This is a genomic window from Agrobacterium rosae (genome assembly GCF_002915175.1).
GTDB classification, from domain to species: domain Bacteria; phylum Pseudomonadota; class Alphaproteobacteria; order Rhizobiales; family Rhizobiaceae; genus Agrobacterium; species Agrobacterium rosae.
Map to the genome: position 1 here is coordinate 1 of NZ_NXEJ01000009.1, position 23,374 is coordinate 23,374.

Sequence of the window (23,374 nt, forward strand, 5' to 3'; positions counted from 1 at the left end):
TAGCAGCGCCGCCGCCCTCGTCAGTGAGCGGACTTATAGAGGAACACCTCTGACATAGTCAACAGCACCAAAAGAAGAAAAATCAGAAAAATTGTAAGCGTCTGATTTCAAAAGGGTATTTTGGTTTCTTTATCAAAATCTTGTTTTTGCGCCTTATAGAGCTGCCGTTTTCCCAGCCATCCCGCTGCCTGACCTTCACCAGACAATACGACCTTGCTAAGGTCATTCCCGATCATCAGACCGGGAGTATGTAATGCTTGTTCTCAATGAAGAAGAAACGCGCCGCGCGCTCGAATGGCCTCATCTTATCGAAGCAATAGAAAACATGTTTCGCGGTGGCTGTGTGATGCCAGTGCGGCACCATCATGAAGTAGAAGTGCCCGGCGAGAGTGACGCAACACTGTTGATGATGCCCGCCTGGGTGCCCGGCTCCTATATGGGCGTCAAGATACTATCCGTCTTCCCGGACAACAGTCGGCGTTCCCTGCCTGCCATTTTTGGCACCTATCTCCTTTCGTCTGGTAAAACTGGCGAAATGCTGGCTGCCATAGAGGGTGGTGAACTGACAGCGCGGCGTACGGCGGCGACATCGGCTCTGGCTGCAAAATATCTCGCGCGTCAGGATGCGTCGTCCATGTTGATGATTGGAACCGGTCGATTGTCGCTGAACTTGATTGCGGCCCATGCCACTATGCGTCCGCTGACATCCTTCTCTATATGGGGACGTAATGCAGATGCTGCACAGAAGACGGTCGAAGATGCGCGTCAGTTGGGATTTAATGCAAATGTCTGCAGCGATCTGGAAGAGGCCGCACGCTCCTCCGACATCATTTCCTGCGCGACATTGTCTAACGAGCCCTTGATCAAGGGCGAATGGTTGAAGCCTGGTGCGCATCTCGATCTCGTCGGCGCGTTCAAGCCCAGTATGCGTGAAAGCGATGATATGGCGGTTAAACGTGCCAGTCTCTTTGTCGATACGTTTGATGGTGCGCTAAAAGAGGGTGGCGATATTGTTCAGCCTCTTGAGGCAGGCATTATACGACGCGACGATATTTATGCCGAGCTTTCTGACCTTGTTTCAGGTCGCCACGCGGGACGCAGCAGTGGTGATGAGATAACACTGTTCAAATCTGTCGGGGCTGCGCTGGAAGATTTGGCCGGCGCAATCCTCGCCTATGAAAGCATCAAGGCAGTGTAACTAAGTTCGTGAGTAGCATGACACAGACCATAGAGCGAAGCCTGCCGAAACTGCCGGTCACGGATGTACTGGCCGAGATCGGCGAAGCGCTTGCGACCCATGGACAGGCAGTGCTTTCCGCGCCGCCGGGGGCAGGCAAGACGACGCTGGTACCGCTTTACCTGCTCGATCAGCCATGGCGCGGAGATGGCAAGATCATTCTGCTTGAGCCGCGAAGGCTAGCAGCACGTGCTGCGGCCAGCCGGATGGCGACGCTCTTGAGGGAAACGGTGGGTGAAACCGTGGGCTATCGCATGCGGCTGGACAACCGCATTTCCACCAAAACCCGAATCGAGGTGGTGACCGAAGGCGTCTTTGCGCGCATGGTTCTGGATGACCCGGAGTTGAGCAATGTCTCCGCTGTCATTTTCGATGAATTTCACGAGCGCTCACTTGATGGCGATTTCGGCTTGGCACTGGCGCTGGATGTTCGGGCGGGGCTTCGTGATGATATTCGAATCGTCGTTATGTCAGCCACGCTGGATGTGGAGCGAATCAGTGCCTTGCTGCAGGGTGCACCGGTCATCAAAAGCCTTGGGCGTAGTTTTCCCATCGACATCAGGTATGATGACAGGCCCAATCGTGAGCGGATAGAGGACAGCATCGCCCGGGCCATCATCGACGCTCATGGAGCGGAAGAAGGATCGATCCTCGCTTTCCTGCCCGGTCAGGGTGAGATCATAAGAACAGTGGAGCGACTGGAAGGTCGCTTCGGGCCGGATACGAGCGTCATTCCGCTCTATGGTAACCTGTCCCAGAAGGAACAGGACGCGGCGATCAAGCCGACGGAACCCGGCAAACGCAAGATCGTGCTGGCGACATCGATTGCTGAGACGTCGATTACGATCGATGGTGTTCGGGTCGTGATTGACAGTGGCTTGCAGCGTCTGCCTGTTTTCGAACCTTCAACCGGTATGACGAGGCTTGAAACGGTGAAGGTGTCGCGTGCCTCGGCGGATCAGCGGGCCGGGCGTGCAGGTCGAACGGAGCCCGGCATTGCGATCCGATTGTGGCATGCGGGCCAGACTGCGGCCCTGCCCGCTTTCACTCCGCCACAGATATTAGCCAGCGATCTTTCCGGTCTTGTGCTCGATCTCGCCCACTGGGGTGTTAGCGATCCTGGCTCACTTTCATTTCTGGATCACCCACCAGAAACCGCTCTGAATGAAGCGAGGGTATTGTTGAGCAAGCTCGGCGCGCTGGATGCAGCAGGTGCGATTACTCCACGCGGAAAGAAGATGCGTGAGTTCGCAATGCCCCCTCGCCTGTCTGCCATGGTGATTGCGGCCCAAGACGCGGGCCACGGCAACGAGGCGGGAATGCTGGCGGTGCTGTTGACCGAACAGGGGCTTGGCGGCAACGATATCGATCTTGAAGAAAGGTTGCGGCGCTTCAAAAATGAAAAAGGCGAACGCGCGAATGCAGCCAGAAGCCTCGCCAAACGGATTGCGGGCCCTTTCGGCAACCGGGGCGGAGACGGGGCCGTCAGCGTTGGCGAGCTGTTGCTGCATGCTTATCCAGATCGCATTGCCTTCCAGCGCGGCGGGCGTGGTCGTTACGTTATGGCAAACGGGCGCGGCGCTGAGTTGGCCGAGACAGAGCGTCTCGCCACGGAGAAAATGCTGGTTGTTGCAGATGTGACAGGGCGAGCCGCGCAACCGCGTATCCTGGCAGCGGCTTCGATACGGCGCGAGGATATTGAAGACCATCTCCCAGACGCAATCACCCAAGAAGACCAGCTGTTTTTTGACAAGGCAAGCGGGCAGGTCCGCGCACGGCGTGTCACCCGCATCGGTGCCATTGTTCTGGAAGAAACGCCGCTTGCAAAACCGACAGGAGAAAAAGCGGCGATTGCGCTTGCCAATGGGCTTCGCGACCATGGCCTTGGTCTTTTGTCTCTCTCCAAGGATGCGCAGCAGCTGCGCCAGCGTCTCGGCTTTCTTTACCGAACCATCGGCGAGCCGTGGCCGGACACAAGCGATGACGCGTTGATTGCGCGGCTGGACGAGTGGTTCATTCCCTTTCAGCATGATGCCAAGAGCCTTCAGGACATCAGGGCAGGCGGCATTATGGACGGGTTGCTGTCCTTGGTACCGCATTCCGCAGCCCGCGAACTCCCTAGGCTCCTGCCGTCCCATTTCGAAGCTCCGACAGGCCAGAAGCACCCGATCAGCTATGATGGCGAGGAGCCGACGCTGACCATTCGCGTGCAGGAGCTGTTTGGCCTGAAGCAACACCCGGCGGTGGCGGGTGGCAAATTGCCTCTGTTGTTGGAATTGACCTCGCCAGCGCACAGGCCGATACAGACCACAAGGGATCTTCCCGGTTTCTGGACGGGTTCGTGGAAAGACGTGCGTGCGGACATGCGTGGGCGTTACCCGCGTCATCCATGGCCAGAGGATCCCGCCTCGGCACAGCCGACCAATCGCGTAAAGCCGCGCGGAACGTAAGACAGGAGATCGGCGGATGGCCGTTCAGCCAGAAGAAAACACACGACTTGGTCGTGCCAGTCGCCATATTCGTTTGCAGACGATCGTCTGGCTGCGCTGGCTGGCGGTGGTTGGGCAGAGTGCGACGATCCTGATTGTCGCTTTCGGGCTGAACTTCCCGCTGCCTCTTCTGACATGTGCCGTTCTGATTGGTGCGCTTGCCGTGGCAAATCTGTTCTTATCGGCTCGCTTTCCTGCAACCTATCGTTTGGACCCTTGGGAAGCGACTTTGCTTCTGGCGTTCGATCTGCTGCAACTGACGGCCTTGATCTACATCACCGGTGGGCTTTCCAACCCCTTTGCGCCGCTTATCTGCGTACAGGTCATCATCGCCTTTGCGTCACAGCCGATGAAGCATTCGCTCATGCTGCTGGCCTTTGCGCTTGTCTGCGTCACGGCAATAGCCTTCTCTCCCTTTCCGGTTCCGTGGTATCCGGGCGAAGCATTGCCAATCCAGCTCATCATTCACGTCGGCATATGGTGCTCCATCGTCGCGATGATGTTGTTTGCCGCCTTCTATGCGTACCGCGTATCGCATGAAGCTAATCAGTTGGCGGATGCGCTGGCCGCCACAGAGTTGGTTCTGGAACGCGAAAAGCACCTGTCTCAACTGGACGGACTGGCAGCCGCCGCGGCACATGAACTCGGCACTCCTCTCGCGACCATCAGCGTCGTGGCGAAAGAGATGGAACGGGAACTGGGTAAGGATGATCGTTTTCGAGAGGACGTGGCGCTGCTTCGCAGCCAGAGCGAACGTTGCCGCGATATTCTGCGCCGACTGACCTCCCTGTCTGCCGAAGGTGAGGAGCATCTGAGCAAGTTGCCTTTGTCGTCTCTCATCGAGGAGGTCATGGCTCCTCACCGCGAATTCGGCATCAAGCTTCGCCTTGTTGAAAAAAGCGGGCGAAGCGGAGAGCCCGTCGGTGCTCGCAATGCTGGAATTATCTATGGTCTTGGTAATTTGCTGGAAAACGCTGTCGATTACGCCAAGGAATCGGTAACGGTCACCGCCGAACATGACGCACAGCAGGTTAAGGTCATGATCGAAGACGATGGCCAGGGTTACGCCCCGGACATTCTGGCACGGATCGGTGAGCCCTATGTGACCAAGCGCCAGAACGAGGCGCGGGCGGGTGGGCTGGGGCTCGGGTTGTTCATTGCGAAAACCCTGCTGGAGCGTTCCGGTGCCACACTCAGCTTCGAGAACCGTGGACCAGATGCCGCAGGGGCGCGTGTAACGGTGATATGGCCACGCGCCATTATGGACGATAAGAAGAGCAAGTGACTTTATTTTCTTACGGGCTCAATGGGGTCCGATAGACATGTGTAAGAAGACCGCCGGAGGCTGCTGGGATGAGTGACGACAGACAAGAAGACAAGGCAGGGACAACCGCCCCGGATGACGTTGATCCCATCGGCCCGGACAAGTCGCTTCTCATCGTCGATGACGATGGCCCGTTTTTGCGCCGTCTTGCCCGTGCCATGGAAACCCGAGGCTTTGCTGTCGAAACCGCCGAGTCGGTCAGCGAGGGCATTGCCAAGTCCAAACTGGCACCGCCCAAATATGCCGTGGTCGATCTGCGGCTGGGTGACGGTAATGGATTAGAGGTGATCGAAGCTATTCGCCAGCACCGTGACGATACGCAAATCGTGGTTTTGACGGGCTATGGCAACATCGCCACTGCCGTGACGGCGGTAAAGCTGGGTGCTCTTGATTATCTCGCCAAGCCGGCGGATGCGGATGATGTGTTCAATGCGCTGACCCAGCGCGAAGGCGACAAGATGGACTTGCCGGAAAACCCGATGTCGGCAGACCGGGTTCGCTGGGAACACATTCAACGAGTCTATGAAATGTGCGAACGAAACGTCTCGGAAACGGCGCGTCGCCTCAACATGCACCGGCGCACCTTGCAGCGCATATTAGCCAAGCGGGCACCGAAGTAACCGTCAATCCGAATAGCTCTTGCCGGTAGACCACTCGGCCATCATCAGGCGGCGGGCGGCGGTTCGGGAAAAATCCAGCATCAGCGATTTGCGCGTCGCTGATGGCAATTTATGCTCCGGTGCTTCGCGCAACATATGAGCGCCGTAGCCGTCCGATACGAACAGTCCGCAGTCTTCGGGAAAGATATCGAGCGGCACCCCGCCATGGGTTGCGAAAAATAGCCGGTCGCAATGGCGTCGATAATCCGGCCACTTACGATCGACCCGGAAATCCTCGATGGAGGATTTGATCTCGATGATCCAGATTTCACCCTTTGCAGAAACACTGATTAGATCAGCCCGGCGGCCGCTGGAAAGCGCCAGTTCCGGCAACACCGAATGACGCATCTCATTCAGCAATATCTGAACGCCGCGGCGTACGAGCATCGCGTTCTCTGACTGCCGACCGTCGATTAACGGATTATTGTTGATGATGGAAAGAATAGTCATGGATAAAATCCGCTGAAACGCCCTTCTTCATGTTGCAAAAAGGCCATGAGGCCGTGATTTCGCGCGCCATATTCTTTTGCTGCGATGCAACGGCTTGCCAACTCAAGATTAATCGAAAATAACCGATATATCCAATAGAGCTTCCTACATTGCCTCATATAGGCGATATTTCCCGCGAGAACATCATGCGCATTCGCACTTCCTTGACTGCCCTCGGCCTGTCGTCCGTACTTGCTTTGGGCGGCTGCGCCTCTACGACGAGCCAGACCTCCCCTGCCAGCCCTGCTTCGGCACCAGCCTATGTCGAAACGACTCAGATTTTCGGTGACGAAGTATACGGCGCAACGACCGACGCTGGCTACGCCCTGCCGGCCATTCCGATCAACCGCGTGGACAAGCGTTTCCACCGCCAGATCGTGAATTTCGAGACGCCGGAAAAGGCAGGCACAGTCATCGTCAACACCCGTGAACGCTTCCTTTATTACATCCTGCCAGGCGGTAAGGCTGTGCGTTACGGCATTGGCGTTGGCAAGCAGGGTTTCGCATGGGCTGGTGAAGCTTACGTTGCTTGGAAGCAGGAATGGCCAATGTGGCATCCGCCAAAGGAAATGGCAGATCGCAAGCCTGAAGTTGCCCGCTACGTCGAAGGCGGCATGGGCCCAGGCCTGACGAACCCACTGGGTGCACGCGCCATGTATCTCTTCAACGAAAAGGGCCAGGACACGCTGTTCCGTATCCATGGTTCGCCTGAATGGGCATCCATCGGTACCGCCGCTTCGTCGGGCTGCATCCGCATGATCAATCAGGACGTCATCGACCTCTACAGCCGCGTCCGTCCAGGCCGCACATCCAAGGTCATCGTGATCCAGTAAGATCACTCAGGATCAATACGAAAAAGCCGCCGAGGATTTTCCCGGCGGCTTTTTTGTTTTCAGATGTCTCCCTCACCCGTCATCCCGCACTTGAGGTGAGATGACGGGTGAGGGTTGTTCGTCACAAAGCCTGCTTCGCCTTCAGCTCCAGACGGCGGCGATGCAAAACTGGCTCCGTATAGCCGTTGGGCTGCTCCCTGCCCTTCAGCACCAGTTCCAAAGCAGCCTGGAAAGCGATGGAGTTTTCGAAGTTTCCGGCCATTGGCAAGTAGGCCGAATCACCGGCGTTCTGACCATCGACGACAGCTGCCATGCGCTTCATGGTTTCGGTGATCTGTTCTTCCGATACCACCCCATGGCGCAACCAGTTGGCCATGTGCTGCGCGGAAATACGCAGCGTCGCGCGGTCTTCCATCAGGCCGACATTGTTGATGTCAGGGACTTTCGAGCAACCGACACCCTGATCGACCCAGCGAACGACATAACCCAATATTCCCTGCGCGTTGTTATCCAGTTCACGCTGGATGTCTTCGGCGCTCCAATTGGGGCGAACAGCGACCGGCACCGAAAGAATGTCGGATAGCTTGGCGCGATCACGGCTTTTCAGTCCGTTCTGGACATCAGCAACATCGACACTGTGATAATGCGTTGCGTGAAGGGTCGCAGCCGTGGGTGACGGCACCCAGGCGGTGTTCGCACCGGCTTTTGGATGCGCAATCTTCTGCTCCAGCATTGCCGCCATCAGGTCGGGCATGGCCCACATGCCCTTGCCGATCTGGGCATGGCCGGAAAGACCGCATTCCAAACCGATATCGACATTCCAGTTCTCATAAGCTGCGATCCACGAAGCCTGCTTCATATCGCCCTTGCGAATCATGGGGCCCGCTTCCATCGAGGTGTGGATTTCATCACCGGTGCGATCCAGGAAGCCGGTATTGATGAAGACGACACGATCCCTGGCGGCGCGAATGCACTCTTTCAGATTGATGGTCGTGCGGCGCTCCTCATCCATGATGCCCATTTTGATGGTGTTGGGCTGCATGCCGATCAGCTTTTCGACGCGCCCGAAAATTTCGGATGCGAATGCCACCTCTTCCGGACCGTGCATCTTCGGCTTGACGACATACATGGAACCAGCACGCGAATTCTGGCGACGGCCGTTGGGGCCGACGTCGTAAAGGGCGATCAGACCCGTCACGACGGCATCCATGATTCCTTCAGGGATTTCCTTGCCATCCCGATCCAGCACCGCAGGGTTGGTCATCAGGTGACCGACATTGCGTACCAGCATCAACGAGCGACCGGGAACCGTCAGGGCAGAACCATCCGGGGCGGTATAATTGCGGTCAACATTGAGACGGCGAGTGAAGGTTGAGCCACCCTTGGTCACGTCTTCGGTCAGATCACCGCGCATCAGGCCGAGCCAATTGCTGTAGGCCACGACCTTATCGTCGGCGTCGACCGCAGCGACGGAATCCTCGCAGTCCATGATCGTCGTCAGCGCTGATTCGAGGATGACGTCGGAAATACCAGCCGCATCGCTCTTGCCGATATCCGTCGATGGATCGATTACGATCTCGACGTGCAAGCCATTCTTTTCAAGCAATAGCGTCGATGGCGCGGATGCTTCGCCGCCAAAACCCGCGAATTGGGCAGGTTCGGCCAGAGGGGTCCAGTTACCATCAAGCTCAATCTGCACTGTACCATCGACGATTTTGATGCTTGAGGCGCTCGACCAGTTGCCGTTCGCCAGAGGTGCGGAGCGATCCAGAAAATCCCGAGCCCAGGCAATTACCTTTGCCCCGCGCTTTGGGTTGTAGCCTTTGCCCTTCTCCGCTCCATCATCATCGGAAATCGCATCCGTGCCGTAAAGCGCATCGTATAGCGAACCCCAGCGGGCATTGGCAGCGTTCAACGCATAGCGCGCATTCATCACCGGCACGACAAGCTGCGGACCCGCAAGCAGGGCAATTTCTGGATCGACATTTTGCGTATCGACCTTGAAGGCGTCGCCTTCCGGCAGGAGATAGCCGATCTCTCTGAGGAAAGTTTCGTACTGACCCAAATCCACCGGCGCGCCGTTTTCCCGGTACCAGGCGTCGAGCTTTTCTTGAAAAGCGTCTCGCTTTGCCAGCAGGTCGCGATTTTTCGGCGACAATTCGTGCACAATCTCGGAAAAGCCCGCGAAAAATGAATCTGCGTCCAGACCCGTTTCCGGCAGGACATCGTCTTTCAAAAAGCGATAGAGCGTTTCGTCAAACGAAAGACCGTGCTGTTCAATGCGGCTCACCATATATCTCCCTTGTCATTATTGGGTCAGAGAGTGGACGCTGAGAGGCTGCCTCGTCAATCACAAGCCAGCGTCAAACGGTTTTGTTCTTCAGAAATATTCCGTCCGACCTTGCTTGAGAATTACAAAAGCTTCTGGAGCTCCGGCAGCTTGTCGTTGACCAGCCAGCCATAATAATTTTCCTCGGGCCATAGCGGCGCTTCGCCGCTTGCCGCCCTTTGACGGTTTTTCTGGGCAAGCACCGCAGCGCGCTGCTGCGATCCACCCAGATTATAGAGCGTGGATGTCAGGCCCGGGTTTTTGGAAATATCCATGTCCGCAATCGACTTGTAATCGTCAATGGATTTGCGGATGGCGGCTGCCATGTAAGCCAGCGAACGGTCCGGGTCCATGATCGAGGTATAGACGGCGGCGGCATCATTCTCGTCCAGCTTTTCGAAGCCGGAAACGCGCGCGACCCTGTCCGATAACATCAGTGCCGTCAAAGGATTGATCTGGCCAAGGCCAAAGGTCTGGCCCGCATAGAAGGGTTGGAAGAAAACCGAGCTGAAGCGATTGTCCGGATAGCTGACGCCATCAACCTTTTTGCCCCGAAAGCTATCGTCCCAGACGTCTTCCCGACAAGTCCAAAGACTGGCCGAATCGCGCTTTGCCTCGCATTTGGAAAACTGTGAATGCGTCATAAACTGTCCGATGCTTTCGTCTTTGTAGCCGAAGCGGAAACTGTTTCCGGCATAGGACGCAGCCTTGACGTAATAGGATTGCAGCCGATCATAGGCGTCGACATTGTAGGTGTGCTCACCCACGATAGCGCCGACCATATGGATCGGGTCGATGCCGTAGCGGCTTGCGGTCGATTTGATCTTGGAAATCAGTTGCTGATCGCTTGAAAGCAGGTCGATGACCTTCTGATATTTGCGATCGAATGTGGAATTCGAGCCTTTCGTTCGGCGCGTCGATGAACCGGGAACGCCTGGTTGCTCCGCATTGCGGTTACCAGGCGGCACCGTCGCCGCCTGCGCGAACGAGGGAGAAACCACGCCGAAGACGAAAATCGCGGCCAATGCCAGAAGAGTTTTACGCACGGGAAATGCCTTTTCTTCGACCGGGTTTAAGACCGGACCATTCCTTCAAAAGCTATTAACGCTTTCATTAGCGAAAAGCGTGGCCAAATGTCGAGAGAAGGCAAGTAAAATAAGAGTGCGGCCAACTGGGCCGCACTCTGACGCTTTTTAAAGAATGTAGCGGGATAGATCTGTATCGGCAGCGATATCGCCGACATGCTCTTTCACATAGGCCTGATCGATCTTGACCGCCGAACCACCACGATCCGGCGCGTTGAAGGAAATCTCGTCTAGCACTCGCTCCATTACCGTCTGCAGACGGCGTGCGCCGATATTTTCAACGGACGAATTCAGATGGACCGCGACATCAGCCAAAGCGTCGATGGCATCATCGGTGAATTCGAGGTTCAGCTCTTCCGTCGCCATCAGCGCGATATATTGGCGGATGAGGCTTGCTTCGGTTTCCGTCAGAATACGGCGGAAGTCTTCCTTGGTCAGAGGCTTCAGCTCGACGCGGATCGGCAGGCGACCCTGAAGTTCCGGCAAAAGATCGGATGGCTTGGAGACATGAAACGCGCCGGAAGCGATGAAGAGGATATGGTCGGTTTTCACCGGTCCGTATTTGGTCGACACAGTCGTGCCTTCCACCAGCGGCAGCAGATCGCGCTGCACGCCTTCACGGGACACACCGGCACCCATGCCGCCATCACGCGCTGCAATCTTGTCGATCTCATCCAGAAAGACGATGCCGTCGTTTTCCGTGGACTTCACCGCTTCGCGCTGGATCAACTCATTGTCCAGCATCTTGTCGGATTCATCGCGAATCAAATCCGCGTAGGATTTTTCGACTGTCGTGCGCACTTTCTTGGTCCGGCCACCCATGGCTTTGCCGAACATATCGGAAAGATTGAGAACACCGATATTGGCACCCGGCGGCATGCCGGGAATATCGAAGCCAGGCATGCCTGAGCTCGTATCGGCAACCTCGATATCGATTTCCTTATTGTCCATTTCGCCGTCGCGCAGCTTCTTGCGGAAGCTCTCACGTGTCGCCGGCGAGGCTGTTGACCCGACCAGCGCATCGAGCACTCGTTCTTCAGCACTGGCATGGGCTTTCGCCTGGACTTCGGCGCGTTTCTTTTCGCGGACGAGACCGATACCGATTTCCACCAGATCACGGATGATCTGTTCGACATCACGACCGACATAGCCGACTTCGGTAAACTTCGTGGCTTCGACCTTGATGAAAGGTGCGCCAGCGAGTTTCGCCAGACGGCGGGAAATTTCCGTCTTGCCGACGCCGGTCGGCCCGATCATCAGAATGTTTTTCGGCATGACTTCGTCGCGCAGGCTCTCATCGAGCTGCTGGCGGCGCCAACGATTGCGAAGGGCAATGGCAACGGCGCGCTTGGCGTCATGCTGGCCAATGATGTGGCGGTCGAGTTCAGAGACAATCTCGCGAGGAGAAAAGTTCGTCATCATATTCCTTTCGGCGTCCTGTTGCGGCCAGCCATCAAGGCCCGGCCCACAGAACCCATGGGTTTTGGAAGGCGCAGCTTACTCTGCGTCGAGCGTTTCAATCACGAGATTATGGTTGGTGTAGACGCAGATATCCGCAGCGATATCGAGCGACTGGCGCGCAACCTCTTCCGCAGATTTCTCCGAGTCCATCAGCGCACGCGCCGCCGCAAAGGCGTAGTTGCCGCCCGAGCCGATGGCGATGGCACCATGTTCGGGCTCCAGAACATCGCCATTTCCGGTAATTGCCAACGTAATCGATTTATCGGCCACCAGCATCATGGCTTCCAGATTGCGCAGATACTTGTCCGTGCGCCAGTCCTTGGCCAGCTCGACGGCTGCGCGCATCAATTGTCCGGGATATTGCTCCAGCTTCTTTTCAAGACGGTCGAGCAGTGTGAACGCGTCTGCCGTGGCACCTGCAAATCCGGCAATCACGTCGCCGCCCTTGCCAATGCGGCGCACTTTACGGGCGTTGCCCTTCATCACCGTCTGGCCAAGACTGACCTGACCGTCACCGGCCATCACAACCTTGCCGGCCTTTCTCACAGTAATAATCGTTGTCATCAAACACCTGTTTGCCCCTCAGAGGGCGCTGTAACGGGATACGTCTTCGATCCGCTTCGCAATCTATGTAAGTCCCGTTTTTGCGATTGCAAATCGAGCCGGTACGGCAAGATCCGATGCATCTGCGCAAGACGATGGAATGGCTGGATATTTGCCAGCCTTGCTGCTAAGGAACGCCGATATTGATACGGAGCAGCCCCATGGCAGAGCGTAGAGCCGAGATTTCCCGCAAGACCAACGAAACGGATGTTTCCGTACGCGTTGACATCGACGGGACAGGCAAGTCGAAGATTTCCACCGGTGTGGGCTTCTTCGATCATATGCTCGACCAGCTCAGCCGCCATTCGCTGATCGACATGGAGATCACTGTTAAGGGCGACCTGCATATCGACGATCATCACACTGTCGAAGACACCGGCATCGCCATCGGCCAAGCCATCTCCAAAGCGCTGGGAGACCGTCGCGGCATCACCCGTTATGCGTCGCTCGATCTTGCCATGGACGAGACCATGACCAAGGCTGCCGTGGATATTTCCGGCCGTCCGTTTCTGGTCTGGAATGTCGCATTCTCTGCCCCGAAAATCGGCACCTTTGACACGGAGCTCGTGCGCGAATTCTTCCAGGCCCTGTCTCAGAATGCTGGCATCACCCTGCATATTCTGAACCATTACGGTGCCAACAATCACCATATCGCCGAAACGTGCTTCAAGGCGGTTGCCCGCGTGCTGCGTGCAGCCACCGAGATCGATCCACGTCAGGCAGACCGCGTTCCCTCGACAAAGGGCATGCTGGCCTGACCCATCCGACATCGGGGTAAACGACCCGATACGCCAATCCAAAGCGAAGCCGTCAGGAACGTCAATGACATCGTATCTGGTTCTGGAAGCACCCGGCGGACCGGACAGAGATCACCGTTCTACACGGTTTATCGCTGATCGTTTTTCCTGGCTTGCACTGTTGTTTCCCTGGGTATGGTTTGCGGTCCAGCGCTTATGGTGGCTGGCAATCGGGATCGTCATCTTGCAAGTTGCGGCAGGCCAAGTTTCGGGATTGGACGGATACGCCGTCACCGGAGGATTGTTCGCGCTGGCTGTCGGATTGATAGCCGGATTCGAAGGTCGCAATATCGTGGTTCGACATCTCATCTCCAAGGGATGGGCACTGAAGGACGTCGTCACGGCATCCGATCTTGCGACAGCGGAAGACATCTACTTCTCTAACCTGCCTGACAATGAAACGTCGCAGGCAAGCACGATCCCGCAGCCGGACTGGAAACAGGATAGTAAAAACGGCAACGGGTTCATAAGGAACGATCTGGCTGGGTCGTTTCAGTTCGATCTGAATGGAAGGCGCTGATATGCGTGTGGCAATTATAGATTATGGCTCCGGCAATCTTCGCTCCGCGACGAAAGCGTTTGAGCGCGCTGCCCGCGAAGCCGGTATCGACGCGACCATCGATCTGACCGACAAGCCGGAAAGCGTCGCATCCGCAGACCGGATCGTCCTGCCCGGCGTCGGTGCTTATGCAGACTGCCGTGCTGGACTCGACGCCGTGACCGGGATGCACGAGGCGCTGATCGAAGCCGTCGAAAACAAGGCCCGTCCCTTCATCGGCATTTGTGTCGGCATGCAGCTCATGTCGTCACGCGGCCTGGAAAAGACGACCAGCGAAGGCCTTGGCTGGATTGAGGGCGATGTCGTGGAAATGACGCCGTCCGATCCGACCTTGAAGATTCCGCAGATCGGCTGGAACACGCTGGATCTGCACCGTCCTCACCCGTTGTTCGACGGCATCAAGACGGGCGCGGATGGCCTGCACGCCTATTTCGTGCACTCCTATCACCTTGCCGCCAACCATGCTGACGATGTCATCGCCACAACCAATTACGGTGGCGCGATGACGGCTTTCGTCGGTCGTGACAACAAAGTCGGCGCGCAGTTCCATCCGGAAAAAAGCCAGACGCTTGGCCTCGCCCTCATCTCGAATTTCCTGCGCTGGAAGCCCTGACATGATCTTATTTCCCGCAATCGACCTCAAAGACGGCCAGTGCGTTCGCCTCAAGCTTGGCGATATGGAGCAGGCCACCGTCTATAATGAAGACCCCGGCGCTCAGGCCAAAGCCTTTGAAGATCAGGGCTTTGAATGGCTGCATGTGGTGGACCTGAACGGTGCCTTTGCTGGCCAGACCGTGAATGGTGATGCGGTCGATGCTATTTTGAAATCCACGAAAAACCCGGTTCAGCTGGGTGGCGGTATCAGGACACTTGATCACATCGAGGCATGGCTGTCTCGTGGCCTTGCCCGCGTCATTCTCGGCACCGTTGCCGTGCGCGATCCGGTTCTGGTAATCGAAGCCTGCAAGCGTTTCCCCGGTCAGGTCGCCGTCGGCATCGATGCCAAGGGCGGCAAGGTAGCGGTGGAAGGCTGGGCGGAAGCCTCGGAGCTTGGCGTGATCGAACTGGCCAAGCGTTTCGAGGGTGCAGGCGTTGCCGCCATCATCTACACCGATATCGACCGCGACGGCATTTTGGCTGGCATCAACTGGGATTCCACGCTGGAACTGGCCGACGCCGTCTCCATCCCCGTCATCGCCTCAGGCGGCCTTGCTTCAATCGAAGACATCAAGCGCATGCTGGAGCCCGATGCGGCAAAGCTAGAAGGCGCGATCTCCGGTCGTGCGCTCTATGATGGCCGTATCGACCCAGCAAACGCGCTGGCGCTCATCAAGGAGGCGCGCGCATGACGCTGAAAGCCCGTATTATTCCCTGTCTCGACGTCAAAGACGGTCGCGTCGTCAAGGGCGTTAATTTCGTCGATCTCATTGACGCTGGAGACCCGGTCGAAGCTGCCAAGGCTTATGACGCCGCCGGTGCCGACGAGCTGTGCTTCCTCGATATCACCGCCTCATCCGACAATCGCGATACGCTCTTCGATGTCGTGTCTCGCACCGCTGACCATTGCTTCATGCCTGTCACGGTGGGCGGCGGTGTTCGCGCTGTCGGTGATATTCGCAAGCTGCTTTTATGCGGTGCCGACAAGGTTTCGATCAACTCCGCTGCCGTCAAAGACCCGGATTTCGTGGCACGAGCTGCGGATAAGTTTGGCAACCAGTGCATCGTTGTTTCCATCGATGCGAAAAAAGTGTCCGGCGCAGGTGAAACGGATCGCTGGGAGATTTTCACCCATGGCGGTCGCCAGCCGACTGGCATCGATGCCGTGGAATTCGCCATCAAGATGGTGGAGCGTGGTGCGGGTGAATTGCTCATCACCTCTATGGACCGCGATGGCACCAAAAGTGGTTATGACATCGCGCTGACCCGCACGATTGCCGATCAGGTTCGCGTTCCTGTCGTAGCCTCAGGCGGTGTCGGCACGCTGGATGATCTGGTGGCGGGCGTGAAGGATGGCCATGCGACAGCCGTACTTGCCGCCTCCATCTTCCATTTTGGCACCTATTCGATTGGTGAAGCCAAGGCCTATATGGCCGATAACGGCATTGCCATGCGCCTCGATTGATCTCACCTAGGGTATTGCGAGATGAGTGATTTTTCCCTTTCCGATCTGGAGCGCATCGTGGCGGAACGCGCAAGCGCTTCGCCGGATCAATCCTGGACGGCGAAGCTTGTGGCCGCTGGCCAAACCCGTGCCGCCAAGAAGCTGGGCGAAGAGGCGGTGGAAACCGTCATCGCCGCCATTTCCAACGATCGCAAGAACCTGACGGACGAGGCCGCCGATCTGCTCTACCACTTGCTGGTGGTGCTGAAGATCGCCGATATTCCGCTGGCGGATGTCTTTGCCGAGTTGCAACGCCGCACTGGCCAGTCCGGCCTGCAGGAAAAAGAATCGAGGCCCAGTACATGACGACCGTGGCACGCATGGGAGGACAAGGCATGCCAAACACGCTCGATCATTTCCGCCCCGACGAATATTCGCCCTATTATTTCTTCAGCTCGGAAGAGTGGTCGAAATTCCGCGCCGATACGCCCCTGACGTTGTCGTCAGATGAGCTCAAGCGACTACGCTCGCTGAACGACCCCATCGATATGGATGAGGTGCGGCGCATCTACCTTTCGCTGTCGCGCCTGCTGTCCACCCATGTCGAAGCGTCGCAGCTGCTGTTCGATCAGCGCAATCAGTTCCTCAACATGGCCGATGTGAACAAGACGCCCTTCGTGATCGGCATTGCCGGATCCGTTGCCGTGGGTAAATCAACCACCGCCCGCATTCTTCAAGAGCTTCTGGCACGCTGGCCCTCCAGCCCCAAAGTCGATCTCATCACCACAGATGGTTTTCTCTATCCGAACGATATTTTGCGACGCGACAATCTGATGGAGCGCAAGGGTTTTCCCGAAAGCTACGATATCGGCTCTCTCTTGAGATTTCTGTCGGCCATCAAGGCCGGTCAACCGGATGTCAAGGCGCCCCGCTATTCGCACCTGACCTATGACGTGGTTCCCAACGAATTCACCACCATCGACCGGCCCGATATTCTGATCTTCGAGGGAATCAATGTTCTTCAATCGCGCGATTTGCCAGCCGGTGGACGGATCGTGCCGATGGTGTCGGATTTCTTCGACTTTTCCATTTACATCGACGCCGACGAGCCGCTGATCCATAACTGGTACGTGAACCGCTTCATGAACCTACGACAGACCGCGTTCCGCGATCCCTCGTCTTATTTCAATCGCTACGCCTCGATATCGGAAGAAGCGGCCCGGGCGATTGCCGAGGGGCTGTGGGAAAACATCAATCTGAAGAATCTGCGGCAAAATATCTTGCCATCACGCCCGCGTGCCGACCTGATCTTGCGCAAGGGACAAAACCACCTGATCGACACGGTGGCGCTGCGCAAGCTTTGAGCACTATTCCTTATCGGGTCTGCTGCGCATCTTTTTGACATCGGAACGGCCTGATTTGGCTTTCAGGCGTCTTTCAACCGAACCCTTAGTGGGTTTCGTTGCCCGGCGCACCGGTGGCGGCGGTTTTGCTGCCTTGAGAACGAGTTCTTTCAATCGCTCGCGGGCATCTTCACGGTTCCGCTCTTGCGTGCGAAAACGATTGGCCTCGATCATCAAGACGCCGTCCTTCGACACCCGCCTGCCACCAAGCTGGAGCAGGTTCGTCTTGACGCGATCCGGCAGAGACGGGGAGTTGGCGACATCGAAGAACAGTTGAACGGCGGTCGACACCTTGTTGACGTTCTGTCCGCCGGGACCACCTGCCAGCACGAATTGCTCCGTCAGTTCCCATCCGGCGATCGTGATTCGGTTGCTGATAAATAGCGGGGCGCTGGCCATGTTCGTTCTCCGGCAGCGGTGATGCCACAGATCTGGGCGGATGAAAACCACACACAGAAACGAAAAACCCGGCACAAGGCCGGGTTTCACGTCGATCCATTTTCAGTTTTACTCGGCAGCGGCCAGCAAGCCGGGTGCTGCATCGCGAACCTTGCCGTCGACATGGTCTTCGAACTTGGTGAAGTTCGTCACGAACATAGAGACCAGCTTCTTGGCTTGCGCGTCATAAGCCGCGCCATCGGCCCAGGTCGAACGCGGGTCTAGAATACCGCTATCGATACCCTCAAGCGCTGTCGGAACCGCAAAACCGAAGTTCACATCCGTGCGGAACTGAGCGTTTTTCAGCTCGCCAGTCAGTGCTGCACTCAGAAGCGCGCGGGTTGCCTTGATGGGCATGCGCTTGCCGATGCCATAGGCACCACCGGTCCAGCCGGTGTTGACCAGCCAGCAATCGACGCCGTGCTTGCCGATGAGATCCCGCAGCAGGTTGCCGTACTCGGCCGGGTGGCGCGGCATGAAGGGTGCGCCGAAGCAGGTCGAGAATGTCGCTTCTGGTTCCGTCACGCCCTTTTCCGTGCCTGCCACCTTGGCGGTGTAACCGGACAGGAAGTGGTACATGGCTTGTTCCGGCGTCAACCGGGCAATCGGCGGCAAAACGCCGAAGGCATCTGCCGTCAGCATGATGATGGTCTTGGGGTGACCGGCAAGGCCAGTGTCCGATGCATTCGGAATGAAGTGCAGCGGATAGGCGCTGCGCGTATTTTCCGTCAGCGACGTATCATTGAAATCCGGAACGCGATTTTCATCGAGAACGACGTTTTCCAATACCGTGCCGAAGCGGCGGGTCGCGGCATAGATTTCAGGCTCGGCTTCTGCCGAAAGCTTAATGGCCTTGGCATAGCAGCCACCTTCGAAGTTGAAGATGCCGTCTTCGCCCCAGCCATGCTCGTCATCGCCGATCAACGTGCGCGATGGATCGGCAGACAGCGTGGTCTTGCCGGTGCCGGATAGGCCGAAGAAAACGGCAGCGTCTCCATCCGGGCCAACATTGGCGGAGCAGTGCATGGGCATGACACCCTTGGCAGGCAGCAAGTAGTTGAGAACGGTGAAGACAGACTTCTTGTTTTCACCGGCATAGGACGTGCCGCCGATCAGAACGAGGCCCTTGGTCAGATCGCAGGCAATCACGGTTTCGGTGCGAACGCCGTGACGAGCAGGATCGGCCTTGAAGCTCGGCAGGTTGATGATCGTCAGCTTCTGCTTGAAGGTGCCGAGCTCTTCGCGGGCTGGACGAATCAACAGGTTGCGAATGAACAGGCCGTGCCAGGCAAGTTCAGTCACGACGCGGGTTGGAAGCGCATTGTCCTCATCCGCACCACCGATCAGGTCCTGCACATACAGCGTCTTGCCCGCAGCGTGCGCAAGCATATCCTTGTGGAGAAGGTCGAAGTGCTCAGGCGAAAGCGGCTTGTTGTTATCCCACCAGACTTTATCTTCTGTGGAAGCGTCGCGCACCACGAACTTGTCCTTTGGAGAACGACCCGTGTGCTGGCCGGTGACCGCACGCAATGCGCCGTCAGCAGTCACGTCTGCCTCACCGTTGCGGATCGCGTGTTCGTACAATTCGCTCTCTATGAGATTGTAGTGAACCGCAGAAACGCCAGTCAGACCGAGTGCCGACAGTCCATTTTCAGGATTATGTACTCCAAGTTCCTCCACGGGCGCGTTCCTTTTCGTTAAACAAAGCCGTTGAAATTTTCACGGAAATTAATCCCGGTTAAAACAAAAGACAAGCCCGACTTTAAAAATAATCAATAATTTCAATATATTAATCGATTTAAAAGATTTTATTCCATTTTAAATCGGTTTAGTTCCCAGTTGAATCCGGCAATGTCTGCCTCTGCGGAATTTACTGCTGCTCGCCATCCGAAAAAGCTACTCTTTTTCTTTGCCACAATTTGTTCCACCTTTATACTCATGAGAAAGGCTCACGGCGCAACCTTTGGCTGGGGTGCATGTCGGGAGTATTGATGAATGACGCTGGAGACCAATATTATGCAGACAATTGCGCTTGTGGATGATGACCGGAATATTTTGACGTCGGTCTCGATCGCGCTTGAAGCAGAAGGTTACAAGGTCGAAACATATACTGATGGCGCCTCTGCCCTCGATGGGCTGGTTGCACGTCCACCTCAATTGGCGATTTTCGATATTAAGATGCCGCGTATGGATGGCATGGAGCTGCTGCGCCGCCTGCGCCAGAAGTCCGACCTGCCGGTTATTTTCCTCACCTCGAAAGACGAGGAAATCGATGAGCTGTTCGGCCTGAAAATGGGTGCCGACGACTTCATCACCAAACCTTTCTCGCAGCGTCTTCTGGTCGAGCGCGTCAAGGCGATCCTGCGTCGCGCCAGCAGCCGTGATGCGGCGGTGCCGGGTGCGAGCCCGCTGAAGCCGACAGCAGACCAACAGGCGCGCACTCTGGAGCGTGGCCAGCTTGCCATGGACCAGGAACGCCACACCTGCACGTGGAAGGGCGAGCCCGTTACCTTGACCGTGACCGAATTCCTCATCCTGCACTCGCTGGCGCAGCGCCCCGGCGTCGTCAAAAGCCGTGATGCACTGATGGACGCGGCCTATGACGAGCAGGTCTATGTTGATGACCGGACCATCGATAGCCACATCAAGCGCCTGCGCAAGAAGTTCAAACTGGTCGATAACGACTTCGACATGATTGAAACACTCTACGGTGTGGGATATCGGTTCCGCGAAGCAGCCTGAGACAGGGCCGAGACACGGATAACGCCGCGCAAAAGCGGCGCTGAGGAAAGACGTTGCTGAACAAGACGCAAGGAAGCGTATCGGATTATACCGATGCCGACGACCGTGAAAGCGGTCGGCGGCATCGTATTCATCCGTTGACGATTGTCCGGCGTATTTTCGGCAATGCAGTGTTTTCCAGCCTCACCCGGCGTATCCTGTTCTTCAACGTCGCGGCGACCGTGGTTCTCGTTGGCGGCATTCTCTATCTCAACCAGTTTCGTGAAGGCCTGATCGATGCGCGTGTCGAAAGCCTTCTGACACAGGGCGAAATTATCGCAGGCGCGATTTCGGCCTCTGCATCTGTCGACACCAATTCCATCACCATCAATCCGGAAAAGCTGCTGGAATTGCAGGCGGGCCAGAGCATCACGCCTGTGCCCAACGATGAAGACCTGAGCTTTCCGATCAATCCCGAGCGTGTAGCGCCCGTGCTGCGGCGGTTGATTTCACCAACCCGCACCCGTGCTCGCTTGTTCGATGCAGATGCCAACCTGCTGCTGGATTCGCGCCATCTTTATTCGCGTGGCCAGGTTTTGCGCTATGATCTGCCGCCTGTCGTGCAGGAAACGCAGACATGGAGCGAGTGGTTCGCCAGTGTCTTCAATCGCATGCTCCAACCCAGTAGCTTGCCGCTCTACAAAGAAACGCCCGGCGGTGATGGCTCAATCTACCCGGAAGTGATGAATGCCCTGACCGGTGTTCGCGGTGCCGTGGTGCGCGTCACTGAAAAAGGCGAACTGATCGTTTCCGTTGCCGTTCCTGTGCAGCGCTTCCGTGCGGTGTTAGGCGTGTTGCTTCTGTCCACCCAGGCGGGTGATATCGACAAGATCGTGCATGCCGAGCGTCTGGCCATTATGCGCGTCTTCGGCATTGCCACACTCGTCAATATCGTTCTGTCGCTGCTCCTATCCTCTACCATAGCGACACCGCTGAGACGTTTGTCGGCTGCAGCCATCCGCGTGCGGCGCGGGGCCAAAGCGCGTGAGGAAATCCCCGATTTCTCGGCACGTCAGGATGAAATTGGCAACCTTTCCATCGCTCTTCGCGAGATGACCAATGCGCTCTATGACCGTATCGACGCGATCGAAAGCTTTGCTGCCGACGTTAGCCACGAGCTTAAAAACCCGCTGACATCCCTGCGCAGCGCCGTCGAAACCCTGCCACGCGCCAAGACCGAAGAGTCCAAGCAGCGGCTAACCGAGATCATCTTTCATGATGTCCGTCGTCTCGACCGTCTGATCAGCGATATCTCGGATGCATCACGCCTTGATGCGGAACTTGCCCGTGCGGACGCTTCGCCGGTGGATCTTGAAGTTCTCCTCGGTAATCTGGTCGAAATATCCCGTCAGATCAGCGCCAAGAAAAAGAAGGTCACGATCGATTTCGCTGTCGACCACAAGCCGGGTACCAAAGTCAGCTATATCGTCAACGGCCATGATCTTCGTATCGGCCAGATCGTCACCAACCTCATCGAGAACGCCCGCTCTTTTGTCGACAGTGATAATGGGCGGATTTTTGTGCATCTGTTGCGTCAGAAAGACCGCTGCATCGTCCGCGTGGAAGACAATGGTCCAGGTATCCAGGCCGAAGATATCGATCGTATTTTCGAACGCTTCTATACCGACCGACCTTCCGCGGAAGGCTTCGGCCAGAACTCCGGCCTTGGTCTATCCATCAGCCGACAGATTGCAGAAGCCCATAACGGTACTTTGAAGGCAGAAAACATTATCGACAAATATGGCGTCATCTGCGGCGCACGTTTCAGTCTGTCGCTTCCACTTGCGCAAGCCAATGAGCGCTGATCGAACCAATATTCATGCCAGTGCCATCCTTGTCGGGCAGACCGGCCTTTTGTTTGTGGGCCCGTCCGGCAGCGGGAAAAGTGAGCTTGCTTTCAGTTTTCTAACGGAGGCTCAGCGTTGCGGCCTATCGGTGGCGCTTATTGCGGACGACCAGGTCTTCATCACGCTTCGAAATGGCATCGTGATTGCAGAACGACCCGAGCCGATCAAGGGACTTTTGGAACTGCGCGGCAGTGGCATCATCTCCATTGATAGCGTCGCAGAAGCGCCCATGCATTACGCGATTACATCCGTCCCGCACCCGGAGAGCCCTCGCCTGCCGCCTGAAAATGAGACGATGGAGTTGATCGGCGGTGCCCGTCTGCCCTTGCTGCGCATTCCGCGTGACAGCATCATGCCCTATGGAAAATTTGCTGCACTTGCTCAGAATCTTTTCATAACCAAGGGAATGTGAACGGAAAACCGGCAATTTGGGGCTTGCGCTTCGTATTTTCCTCATCAAGATGTGCCCCCACCGATAGACATGATTGCGGCATTGCGATAGTCGGCAATCAAGGTGCGTGCGAAAGGGAGCATTTCATGATCGGACTAGTGCTTGTCACCCATGGCAAGCTGGCTGAGGAATTCCGGCACGCGGTAGAGCATGTGGTCGGTCCTCAGAAATTGATCGAGACGGTTTGTATCGGTCCCGAGGATGACATGGATCAGCGCCGGCAGGATATTCTCGATGCCGTCGAGCGCGCCAATGACGGTAACGGCGTCATTATTCTGACCGACATGTTTGGCGGCACACCCTCCAATCTTGCCATTTCCGTCATGCACAACGGCAATGTCGAGGTCATCGCAGGCGTCAATCTGCCCATGCTCATCAAACTTGCGGGCATTCGCACCGAAGATAACATGGAGAAGGCCTTGCAGGAGGCCTCGGATGCTGGCAGAAAATACATCAATGTCGCCAGCCGCGTTCTCAGCGGCAAATAA

23 protein-coding genes are annotated in these 23,374 nt (G+C 56.6%); 16 read left to right on the top strand and 7 right to left on the bottom strand.

From position 1 onward, the window contains the following. The first annotated feature begins 253 nt into the window (after positions 1-253). From lhpI to CPJ18_RS19840, 4 genes are all read left to right on the top strand, one after another. A complete protein-coding gene (gene lhpI / locus CPJ18_RS19825) occupies positions 254-1,198 on the top strand; it encodes a bifunctional Delta(1)-pyrroline-2-carboxylate/Delta(1)-piperideine-2-carboxylate reductase (protein WP_103659733.1) in 945 nt (314 codons plus the stop codon). A 17-nt stretch (positions 1,199-1,215) separates the two neighbouring features. Beyond that, complete coding sequence (gene hrpB, locus CPJ18_RS19830; protein ID WP_103659734.1) at positions 1,216-3,687, top strand: ATP-dependent helicase HrpB; 2,472 nt, start codon at positions 1,216-1,218, stop codon at positions 3,685-3,687. Between the two features lie 16 nt (positions 3,688-3,703). Beyond that, positions 3,704-5,011 (top strand): ActS/PrrB/RegB family redox-sensitive histidine kinase, encoded by a 1,308-nt coding sequence (locus CPJ18_RS19835; RefSeq protein ID WP_077104996.1) that lies wholly within the window; start codon positions 3,704-3,706, stop codon positions 5,009-5,011. A 68-nt stretch (positions 5,012-5,079) separates the two neighbouring features. After that, complete coding sequence (locus CPJ18_RS19840; protein WP_103659735.1) at positions 5,080-5,670, top strand: ActR/PrrA/RegA family redox response regulator transcription factor; 591 nt, start codon at positions 5,080-5,082, stop codon at positions 5,668-5,670. 3 nt (positions 5,671-5,673) lie between these two features. On the opposite strand, the gene CPJ18_RS19845 is transcribed toward CPJ18_RS19840, so the two are convergent. Beyond that, positions 5,674-6,159 (bottom strand): MmcB family DNA repair protein, encoded by a 486-nt coding sequence (locus CPJ18_RS19845; RefSeq protein ID WP_103659736.1) that lies wholly within the window; start codon positions 6,157-6,159, stop codon positions 5,674-5,676. Between the two features lie 185 nt (positions 6,160-6,344). Between CPJ18_RS19845 and CPJ18_RS19850 the strand changes: the two genes are divergently transcribed. Beyond that, a complete protein-coding gene (locus CPJ18_RS19850; protein ID WP_077104993.1) occupies positions 6,345-7,031 on the top strand; it encodes a L,D-transpeptidase in 687 nt (228 codons plus the stop codon). 121 nt (positions 7,032-7,152) lie between these two features. Here CPJ18_RS19850 and CPJ18_RS19855 read toward each other — a convergent pair whose 3' ends face one another. The 4 genes from CPJ18_RS19855 to hslV all read right to left on the bottom strand — a co-directional run bounded on the left by CPJ18_RS19855 (position 7,153) and on the right by hslV (position 12,470). Further along, the gene (locus tag CPJ18_RS19855) at positions 7,153-9,324 is read right to left on the bottom strand and encodes a malate synthase G (protein ID WP_153366906.1); all 2,172 of its coding nucleotides are present in this window, start codon (positions 9,322-9,324) and stop codon (positions 7,153-7,155) included. A gap of 119 nt (positions 9,325-9,443) precedes the next feature. Continuing rightward, entirely contained in the window at positions 9,444-10,406 is a 963-nt protein-coding gene (locus CPJ18_RS19860) for a DUF1402 family protein (protein ID WP_103659737.1), read from the bottom strand. A gap of 147 nt (positions 10,407-10,553) precedes the next feature. Then, positions 10,554-11,864, bottom strand: a complete 1,311-nt coding sequence (hslU, locus tag CPJ18_RS19865; protein ID WP_103659929.1) for an ATP-dependent protease ATPase subunit HslU — start codon at positions 11,862-11,864, stop codon at positions 10,554-10,556. 78 nt (positions 11,865-11,942) lie between these two features. Then, positions 11,943-12,470 carry an ATP-dependent protease subunit HslV gene (hslV, locus tag CPJ18_RS19870; protein ID WP_045231076.1) on the bottom strand — a complete coding sequence of 176 codons (528 nt, stop codon included), beginning with the start codon at positions 12,468-12,470 and terminating at the stop codon, positions 11,943-11,945. Positions 12,471-12,670: 200 nt separating this feature from the next. Here hslV and hisB point away from each other — a divergent pair, with 200 nt between their 5' ends. From hisB to coaA, 7 genes are all read left to right on the top strand, one after another. Then, positions 12,671-13,267: an imidazoleglycerol-phosphate dehydratase HisB gene (gene hisB, locus CPJ18_RS19875; protein ID WP_103659738.1), complete on the top strand. Its 597-nt coding sequence runs from the start codon at positions 12,671-12,673 to the stop codon at positions 13,265-13,267. Positions 13,268-13,331: 64 nt separating this feature from the next. Next, positions 13,332-13,826, top strand: a complete 495-nt coding sequence (locus CPJ18_RS19880) for a DUF2628 domain-containing protein (RefSeq protein WP_103659739.1) — start codon at positions 13,332-13,334, stop codon at positions 13,824-13,826. Position 13,827: 1 nt separating this feature from the next. Further along, complete coding sequence (gene hisH, locus CPJ18_RS19885) at positions 13,828-14,478, top strand: imidazole glycerol phosphate synthase subunit HisH (protein WP_103659930.1); 651 nt, start codon at positions 13,828-13,830, stop codon at positions 14,476-14,478. Between the two features lies 1 nt (position 14,479). Continuing rightward, a complete protein-coding gene (hisA, locus tag CPJ18_RS19890; protein ID WP_077122997.1) occupies positions 14,480-15,214 on the top strand; it encodes a 1-(5-phosphoribosyl)-5-[(5-phosphoribosylamino)methylideneamino]imidazole-4-carboxamide isomerase in 735 nt (244 codons plus the stop codon). Further along, positions 15,211-15,987 carry an imidazole glycerol phosphate synthase subunit HisF gene (gene hisF / locus CPJ18_RS19895; RefSeq protein WP_103659740.1) on the top strand — a complete coding sequence of 259 codons (777 nt, stop codon included), beginning with the start codon at positions 15,211-15,213 and terminating at the stop codon, positions 15,985-15,987. Before hisA ends, hisF begins: the two co-directional genes overlap by 4 nt. A gap of 21 nt (positions 15,988-16,008) precedes the next feature. Then, entirely contained in the window at positions 16,009-16,332 is a 324-nt protein-coding gene (locus CPJ18_RS19900) for a phosphoribosyl-ATP diphosphatase (RefSeq protein WP_103659741.1), read from the top strand. A gap of 14 nt (positions 16,333-16,346) precedes the next feature. Beyond that, positions 16,347-17,330 (top strand): type I pantothenate kinase, encoded by a 984-nt coding sequence (gene coaA / locus CPJ18_RS19905; protein ID WP_188348534.1) that lies wholly within the window; start codon positions 16,347-16,349, stop codon positions 17,328-17,330. A 3-nt stretch (positions 17,331-17,333) separates the two neighbouring features. Here the strand turns inward: coaA and arfB are convergent, their stop codons facing one another. Further along, complete coding sequence (arfB, locus tag CPJ18_RS19910) at positions 17,334-17,768, bottom strand: alternative ribosome rescue aminoacyl-tRNA hydrolase ArfB (protein ID WP_103659742.1); 435 nt, start codon at positions 17,766-17,768, stop codon at positions 17,334-17,336. Positions 17,769-17,876: 108 nt separating this feature from the next. Continuing rightward, positions 17,877-19,487 (bottom strand): phosphoenolpyruvate carboxykinase, encoded by a 1,611-nt coding sequence (locus CPJ18_RS19915; RefSeq protein ID WP_103659743.1) that lies wholly within the window; start codon positions 19,485-19,487, stop codon positions 17,877-17,879. 336 nt (positions 19,488-19,823) lie between these two features. Here CPJ18_RS19915 and chvI point away from each other — a divergent pair, with 336 nt between their 5' ends. The 4 genes from chvI to CPJ18_RS19935 all read left to right on the top strand — a co-directional run bounded on the left by chvI (position 19,824) and on the right by CPJ18_RS19935 (position 23,374). Next, on the top strand, positions 19,824-20,549 hold the full coding sequence (gene chvI, locus CPJ18_RS19920) for a two-component system response regulator ChvI (protein ID WP_103587306.1): 726 nt from the start codon (positions 19,824-19,826) through the stop codon (positions 20,547-20,549). 53 nt (positions 20,550-20,602) lie between these two features. Then, positions 20,603-22,393 (top strand): sensor histidine kinase, encoded by a 1,791-nt coding sequence (locus CPJ18_RS19925; RefSeq protein ID WP_077104982.1) that lies wholly within the window; start codon positions 20,603-20,605, stop codon positions 22,391-22,393. Then, positions 22,383-22,847 carry an HPr kinase/phosphorylase gene (locus CPJ18_RS19930; protein WP_103659744.1) on the top strand — a complete coding sequence of 155 codons (465 nt, stop codon included), beginning with the start codon at positions 22,383-22,385 and terminating at the stop codon, positions 22,845-22,847. The genes CPJ18_RS19925 and CPJ18_RS19930 overlap by 11 nt, the downstream gene beginning before the upstream one ends. A 125-nt stretch (positions 22,848-22,972) precedes the next feature. Beyond that, complete coding sequence (locus CPJ18_RS19935) at positions 22,973-23,374, top strand: PTS sugar transporter subunit IIA (RefSeq protein WP_077104980.1); 402 nt, start codon at positions 22,973-22,975, stop codon at positions 23,372-23,374.

Excerpts from the sequence above, each read along its gene's own strand:
- lhpI (WP_103659733.1), top strand. The coding sequence starts at position 254 with ATGCTTGTTCTCAATGAAGAAGAAACGCGCCGCGCGCTCGAATGGCCT.
- hrpB (WP_103659734.1), top strand. The coding sequence starts at position 1,216 with ATGACACAGACCATAGAGCGAAGCCTGCCGAAACTGCCGGTCACGGAT.
- CPJ18_RS19835 (WP_077104996.1), top strand. The coding sequence starts at position 3,704 with ATGGCCGTTCAGCCAGAAGAAAACACACGACTTGGTCGTGCCAGTCGC.
- CPJ18_RS19840 (WP_103659735.1), top strand. The coding sequence starts at position 5,080 with ATGAGTGACGACAGACAAGAAGACAAGGCAGGGACAACCGCCCCGGAT.
- CPJ18_RS19845 (WP_103659736.1), bottom strand. The coding sequence starts at position 6,159 with ATGACTATTCTTTCCATCATCAACAATAATCCGTTAATCGACGGTCGG.
- CPJ18_RS19850 (WP_077104993.1), top strand. The coding sequence starts at position 6,345 with ATGCGCATTCGCACTTCCTTGACTGCCCTCGGCCTGTCGTCCGTACTT.
- CPJ18_RS19855 (WP_153366906.1), bottom strand. The coding sequence starts at position 9,324 with ATGGTGAGCCGCATTGAACAGCACGGTCTTTCGTTTGACGAAACGCTC.
- hslU (WP_103659929.1), bottom strand. The coding sequence starts at position 11,864 with ATGACGAACTTTTCTCCTCGCGAGATTGTCTCTGAACTCGACCGCCAC.
- hslV (WP_045231076.1), bottom strand. The coding sequence starts at position 12,470 with ATGACAACGATTATTACTGTGAGAAAGGCCGGCAAGGTTGTGATGGCC.
- hisB (WP_103659738.1), top strand. The coding sequence starts at position 12,671 with ATGGCAGAGCGTAGAGCCGAGATTTCCCGCAAGACCAACGAAACGGAT.
- CPJ18_RS19880 (WP_103659739.1), top strand. The coding sequence starts at position 13,332 with ATGACATCGTATCTGGTTCTGGAAGCACCCGGCGGACCGGACAGAGAT.
- hisH (WP_103659930.1), top strand. The coding sequence starts at position 13,828 with ATGCGTGTGGCAATTATAGATTATGGCTCCGGCAATCTTCGCTCCGCG.
- hisA (WP_077122997.1), top strand. The coding sequence starts at position 14,480 with ATGATCTTATTTCCCGCAATCGACCTCAAAGACGGCCAGTGCGTTCGC.
- hisF (WP_103659740.1), top strand. The coding sequence starts at position 15,211 with ATGACGCTGAAAGCCCGTATTATTCCCTGTCTCGACGTCAAAGACGGT.
- CPJ18_RS19900 (WP_103659741.1), top strand. The coding sequence starts at position 16,009 with ATGAGTGATTTTTCCCTTTCCGATCTGGAGCGCATCGTGGCGGAACGC.
- coaA (WP_188348534.1), top strand. The coding sequence starts at position 16,347 with ATGGGAGGACAAGGCATGCCAAACACGCTCGATCATTTCCGCCCCGAC.
- arfB (WP_103659742.1), bottom strand. The coding sequence starts at position 17,768 with ATGGCCAGCGCCCCGCTATTTATCAGCAACCGAATCACGATCGCCGGA.
- chvI (WP_103587306.1), top strand. The coding sequence starts at position 19,824 with ATGCAGACAATTGCGCTTGTGGATGATGACCGGAATATTTTGACGTCG.
- CPJ18_RS19930 (WP_103659744.1), top strand. The coding sequence starts at position 22,383 with ATGAGCGCTGATCGAACCAATATTCATGCCAGTGCCATCCTTGTCGGG.
- CPJ18_RS19935 (WP_077104980.1), top strand. The coding sequence starts at position 22,973 with ATGATCGGACTAGTGCTTGTCACCCATGGCAAGCTGGCTGAGGAATTC.